This window comes from Cellulomonas citrea, assembly GCF_009829685.1.
In the GTDB taxonomy this organism is placed as follows: Bacteria; Actinomycetota; Actinomycetes; order Actinomycetales; family Cellulomonadaceae; genus Cellulomonas; species Cellulomonas citrea.
In genome coordinates this window covers 1-5,726 of the sequence record NZ_VWSD01000171.1, presented here as the reverse complement: position 1 = coordinate 5,726, position 5,726 = coordinate 1, and the positions used below count along the sequence as shown (strand labels likewise).

Annotated in this window: 7 protein-coding genes; all 7 read left to right on the top strand. The window is 72.1% G+C overall.

Annotated elements, in window-relative coordinates:
• On the top strand, positions 1 to 193 hold a 193-nt coding region (locus F2B26_RS14145), incomplete at its 5' end, for a hypothetical protein (protein ID WP_201292752.1).
• A complete protein-coding gene (gene fliP / locus F2B26_RS14140; RefSeq protein ID WP_159810458.1) occupies positions 190 to 945 on the top strand; it encodes a flagellar type III secretion system pore protein FliP in 756 nt (251 codons plus the stop codon). The genes F2B26_RS14145 and fliP, both read left to right, overlap by 4 nt.
• Positions 945 to 1,217 (top strand): flagellar biosynthesis protein FliQ, encoded by a 273-nt coding sequence (fliQ, locus tag F2B26_RS14135; protein ID WP_159810456.1) that lies wholly within the window; start codon positions 945 to 947, stop codon positions 1,215 to 1,217. Before fliP ends, fliQ begins: the two co-directional genes overlap by 1 nt.
• Before the next feature lie 2 nt (positions 1,218 to 1,219).
• The gene (locus tag F2B26_RS14130) at positions 1,220 to 1,996 is read left to right on the top strand and encodes a flagellar biosynthetic protein FliR (RefSeq protein WP_235929686.1); all 777 of its coding nucleotides are present in this window, start codon (positions 1,220 to 1,222) and stop codon (positions 1,994 to 1,996) included.
• Complete coding sequence (locus F2B26_RS14125) at positions 1,993 to 3,237, top strand: EscU/YscU/HrcU family type III secretion system export apparatus switch protein (protein WP_159810454.1); 1,245 nt, start codon at positions 1,993 to 1,995, stop codon at positions 3,235 to 3,237. The genes F2B26_RS14130 and F2B26_RS14125 overlap by 4 nt, the downstream gene beginning before the upstream one ends.
• Positions 3,234 to 5,291 (top strand): flagellar biosynthesis protein FlhA, encoded by a 2,058-nt coding sequence (gene flhA / locus F2B26_RS14120; RefSeq protein WP_159810452.1) that lies wholly within the window; start codon positions 3,234 to 3,236, stop codon positions 5,289 to 5,291. The genes F2B26_RS14125 and flhA overlap by 4 nt, the downstream gene beginning before the upstream one ends.
• Positions 5,269 to 5,726: hypothetical protein (locus tag F2B26_RS14115; RefSeq protein ID WP_201292751.1), on the top strand; the 458-nt coding region annotated here is incomplete at its 3' end. The genes flhA and F2B26_RS14115, both read left to right, overlap by 23 nt.

Genomic DNA, 5,726 nt, shown 5'->3' with positions numbered 1-5,726 from the left:
CGCGCCGGTGCCGGCCGCCGCCCTCGCCGGGACCGCCCGGGACCGGGACCTGCGCGCACCGCAGTTCGTCCCGCTCAGCCCCACCGAGGAGGCCGTCGTGCGGGGGGCGTCGCCGCTGGCCGGGTCGGTGCTCTCGCCGCAGACCTGGAAGGACGCCGTGCACGCGTTGCAGGAACGCACGGTGCGCCGATGAACCTCACGGTGCTGGTGGCCCAGGTGCTGGCCGCCCCCACGCCGCCGACCGACCCGACCTCACCGGTGGCACCCGGTGGTGACACGGTCTCGGTCGCGATCAACGGGGTGAACGGCACGCCCTCGAGCTCGATCGTCGTGCTGCTGGCGATCACGCTGCTGTCCGTCGCGCCGTCGCTGCTGCTCATGACCACGAGCTTCACCAAGATCTTCGTGGTGCTGGCCATGACCCGCAACGCGCTCGGCCTGCAGGGGGTGCCGCCCAACCAGGTGATGGCCGGGCTGGCGCTGTTCCTCTCGCTGTTCGTCATGGCGCCGGTGATCTCGCAGGTCAACACCGACGGCGTGCAGCCCTACCTGCACGGGCAGATGTCGTTCTCCCAGGCGGTGAGCGCGGGGGAGGCCCCGCTGGCGGACTTCATGGTGAAGCACACCCGCGAGGAGGACATCGCGCTGGTCACCCGGGCCGCCAAGCTGGACAACCCGGCCAACCCGGCGTCGGTGCCGTTCACCACGCTCGCCCCGGCGTTCATGCTCTCCGAGCTGCGCAGCGCGTTCATCATGGGGTTCGTCATCTTCGTGCCGTTCCTCGTGATCGACCTCGTGGTGTCCTCGGCCCTCATGAGCATGGGCATGATGATGCTGCCGCCGACCATGGTGGCCCTGCCGTTCAAGCTGCTGCTGTTCGTGCTCGTCGACGGCTGGGGCCTGGTCATCACGGCCCTGCTCGGCTCGTACTCCGGAGCAGGCTGATGGACCCGGCAGCCGTCCTGGACATCGCCCGCGAGACGATGATCCTGGCCGCCAAGCTGGCGGCCCCCGTGCTCGTGACGTCCCTGGTCGTCGGCTTCGTGGTGTCCCTCGTGCAGTCGGTCACCCAGATCCAGGAGGTCACGCTCTCCTTCGTGCCCAAGGCGGTCGCGGCGGCGCTCGCGCTGCTGGTCACCGGGCAGTGGATGATCTCCTCCCTCGTCGAGTTCACCACGTCGCTGTACGCACAGATCCCGGCCCTGGTCGGGAGCTGAGGGTGGACCCCATCGCCGTCACGCTGTCGCTGGCGAACGTGCAGACCACCATGCTGGCCTCGGTGCGCGTCGCCGGGTTCCTGGTGATCGCCCCGCCGTTCGCCAACAAGGCGGTGCCGGGCGCGGTCAAGGTCGCGCTCGCGATGGCGATCGGTGCGGCGGTGGCCCCCGGGCTGGCGCAGCAGGTGCCGGACACGACGGGTGGGTTCATCGGCTCGGTGCTGATGCAGGCGTTCATCGGGCTGGCGCTCGGCTTCGGGGTCTATCTCGTGTTCGCGGCGGTGTCGAGCGCCGGAGCCGTCATCGACCAGTTCGGCGGCTTCCAGATGGCCGCGGCGTACGACCCGTTGAGCCAGAGCAACGGCGCCCCGATGATGCGGCTCTACCAGATGCTGGCCGTCGCGCTGCTGTTCGCCTCGGACGGCTACCAGGTGGTGCTGCGCGGGCTGGTGAGCACGTTCACGGCGCTGCCGCTCGACATGGGCCTGAGCACCTCGACCCTGGCCGAGCAGCTCACCTCGGGGCTCTCGGCGATGGTCGTGGCCGCGCTGCAGATCGCAGGGCCGCTGGTCGTCGTGCTGTTCCTCACCGACGTCGGCCTGGGTCTGCTCACCAAGGTGGCCCCCGCGCTCAACGCGTTCGCGATGGGCTTCCCGCTCAAGATCCTCGTCACGCTCGTGTTCGTCGGGTTCGCGGTGCTGGCCTTGCCGTCCGTGCTCAGCGGGCTGGCGGACGACTCCGTGGTCTTCATGGGGCACGTCGTGGGGGCCGGCCGATGAGCTCGGACGGGCAGGAGAGGACCCACAAGGCCACACCGCAGAAGATGCGGGACGTCCGCAAGAAGGGCGGCCTGGGCAAGTCGGCGGACCTCACCGGCTGGCTCACGCTCGGTGCCGCCGTGCTCATGCTGCCGACCGTCGCGGTGCGCGCCCGGCAGGAGGTCACCAGCGAGCTGCTGTCGCTGCGGGACGTCGCCCACGACCCGTCACCGGCTCGGGCGCTGGCCGTGCTCGACACGGGGATGTCGAGCATCGTCGGCATCCTCGCGCCGATGTTCGCGGTGGTCGTCGTGACGGCCGTCGTCGTCAACATCGCCCAGGGCGGCGGGGTGCACCCGGTGTTCCGGCTGCACACCGAGTCGCTCAACCTCGGCAAGGGGGCCAAGCGGCTGTTCAGCCCGACCACCGCCTGGGAGGCGGTCAAGACGCTGGCCAAGTCCGCGGCCGTCGGGCTCGCGGTCTACTCCGTGCTGCGCTCGCTCGTGCCGGTCCTCATGGGGTCGGGGCGGTTGTCGCTCGAGGCCGTGCTCGGCGTGGCCGGCGGCTCGGTGAGTGCCGTGCTGCGCGCCGGGGTGCTCGCCGGGCTCCTGCTGGCCTTCGTCGACCTGGGCGTGGTCATCAAGCGGAACCGCAAGCAGACCCGGATGACCACCCGCGAGGTGGAGGACGAGAACAAGCGCAACGAGGGCGACCCGAAGGTCAAGGGGCAGATCCGGGCGCGGCAGCGGCAGGCCTCCCGCAACCGCATGATGGCCGCGGTGGTCGACGCCGACGTCCTCGTGGTCAACCCGACGCACGTCGCCGTGGCCCTGCGGTACGAGCCCGGCGCCGGTGCCCCTCGGGTGGTCGCCAAGGGGTCGGGCGCCGTCGCGGCCCGGTTGCGCGAGGTCGCGACCGAGCACCGCGTGCCGATGATCGAGGACGTCCCGCTGGCCCGTGCGCTGTACGCCGCGTGCGAGCTCGACCAGGAGGTCCCCGAGTACCTGTTCATGGCGGTGGCCCGGGTGCTGGCCTTCGTCATGGCGCTGCGCCGACGCGGTGCTGCCGCCGGATCGCACCGCACCCCGGGCGGCACCGCCCTGCCGGAGTACGACGGCGCCGACCACGCCGCGGTCGCCCGGGCCAAGGCGCGCGCCGCGGCCCATGACCGGCACCGTCCGGCACCCACCGGTCCCGCACCTACCGGTCCCGCGCCCACCAGTCCCACGCCCGCCACGTCGTCGTCGGAGGCCCAGGCATGAAGAACCGCCCCATCGCCCAGCTGGCGGTCCCGATCGGCGTCGTCGGCGTCGTCATGCTGCTCGTCGTGCCGCTGCCGCCGGCGCTGCTCGACGTGCTCATCGCGCTCAACATCACCGCATCGCTGGTCATCCTGCTCACCAGCATGTACGTGAAGCGGCCGCTGGACTTCTCGGTCTTCCCCTCGCTCATCCTGGTGTTCACGCTGTTCCGGCTGGGGCTCAACGTCGCGAGCACCCGGCTGGTGCTGCGCGACGGGTTCGCCGGTCACGTGATCGACGCGTTCGGGCACTTCGTCGTCGGCGGCTCGCTCGTCATCGGCCTGGTGATCTTCCTCATCCTCGTGGTCATCCAGTTCGTGGTCATCACCAACGGTGCCGGTCGCGTCGCCGAGGTCGGCGCCCGGTTCACCCTCGACGCGATGCCCGGCAAGCAGATGGCGATCGACGCGGACCTCAACTCGGGTCTCATCGACGAGGACACCGCGCGTCAGCGCCGGGCGGACATCGCCGCGGAGGCCGACTTCTACGGCGCCATGGACGGTGGTTCGAAGTTCGTCAAGGGTGACGCGATCGCCGGTGTGGTCATCACGGTCATCAACCTCGTCGGTGGGTTCGTCATCGGCATGGTGCAGCGCGGCATGACGGCCGGCGACGCGATCAACACCTACTCGGTGCTCACCGTCGGTGACGGTCTCGTCACCCAGATCCCGGCGCTGCTGCTGTCGGTGGCCACCGGCATCGTGGTGACCCGGGCCAGCGCCGACGGCGACCTGGGCACCTCGGCCGCCGGCCAGCTGCTGCAGTCCCGCCAGGCGCTGCTCATCGCCGGGTGCGGGGCGATCGGGCTCGGTCTGCTGCCGGGGATGCCCAAGCTGCCGTTCGCCCTGGTGGGCGCGACGTTGGTGTTCCTGGCGCAGCGGCGCAAGTCCCGCCAGGCCCAGGAGGCCCGCGAGGCGGAGGCCGCCGCCCAGACCCCCGAGGCGCCGCCGAGCTCGGACTCGCCCGAGGCGCTCATCGAGCAGATGCGGGTGCACCAGCTGGAGATCCTGCTCTCGCCCGACCTGGTCGACCTGGTCGGCACCGGGCCGGAGCAGGACCTGCTGGCCCGGGTCCGCGGGCTGCGTCGCAAGATCGCGCTCGACCTGGGCATCGTGGTGCCGCCGGTGCGCACCCGCGACAGCGTGGACCTGCCGCGCTCGACCTACGTCGTGCGGGTGGCCGGGGTGGAGGCCGGACGTGGTGAGGCGCCGGCCGGACGGGTGCTGGCCCTGGGCGACGACCTCGCGGCGCTGCCCGGCACGGCCGTCACCGAACCGGTGTTCGGGCTGCCCGGCAAGTGGGTGCCGGCCGAGCTGCGCCACGCCGCCGAGATGACGGGGGCCACCGTGGTGGACCGCTCGTCGGTGCTCATCACGCACCTGGGCGCGATCATCACGCAGGTCGCCCCGCGGCTGCTGGGCCGCGAGGACGTGCGGGTGCTCACCGAGGGGCTCAAGAAGGTGAACCCGTCGGTGGTCGAGGAGCTGGTGCCCGGGCTGCTGTCGCTCGGCGAGGTGCAGCGCGTGCTGCAGGGGCTGCTGGCCGAGCAGGTGCCGATCCGCGACCTGGGTCGCATCTACGAGGCGCTCACGCTGCGGGCCCGGGTCGGCACCGACCCCGAGGGTCTGGTCGAGGCGGCCCGCACCGGCCTGGGCCCGGCGCTCGTGGCGCCCTACGTCGTCGAGGGTGCCGTGCGGGTGGTGACGTTGGAGCCGTCGCTCGAGCAGCTGCTGCTCGAGTCGTTGCGGCCCGGCGAGGGCGGCACCCAGCTGCTCGTCGACCCGGGGGTGCTCGACCAGGCGCTCGTGCAGCTGCGGCACGCCGTGCAGCAGGCCGAGGAGGACGGGCGCCAGGTGGTGCTGGCCTGCGCACCGGCGATCCGGCCGGCGCTGCACCGACTCCTGGCCCTTGCCCAGCCCCGTCTGCCGGTGCTCTCCTACTCCGAGGTCACGGGGGCAGGAGTCGTCGTGCAGACCGTCGGGGTGGTGAGTGGTGGCCGAGCGATTGCTGCTTGAGGGCTCGGACCTGGCCGAGCTCATGGCGCACGTGCGCCAGGAGTTCGGGCCGCACGCCAAGGTGATCCGCGCCGAGCGGATCCGGCAGGGCGGGTTCGCCGGCTTCTTCGCCAAGGAGAAGTACGAGCTCACGGTCGATGTGCCGCAGATGCCACCGGCGCCGGTGCGCCCGTTGCGCTCGCACCGCCCGCCGCCGTCCTCGCTCGAGGAGCTGCTGGATGCGGCCGATGCGGAGGAGCAGCAGCTGCGGCCGGACCCGGACCAGGCACGGGCGGCCATCGCGGCCCGTCCCGACCAGGCGGCGCAGGCTGCCAAGCCCCGGGCCGCGACCGCCGGTTCGCAGTTCGCGACCGTCCTCGACCAGGTGCGTGCGCTGGCCGACGAGGGTGTCCCGGCCGAGGCGTTCGTGCCGCTGGCGCCGTCCGCCCCGCCCGG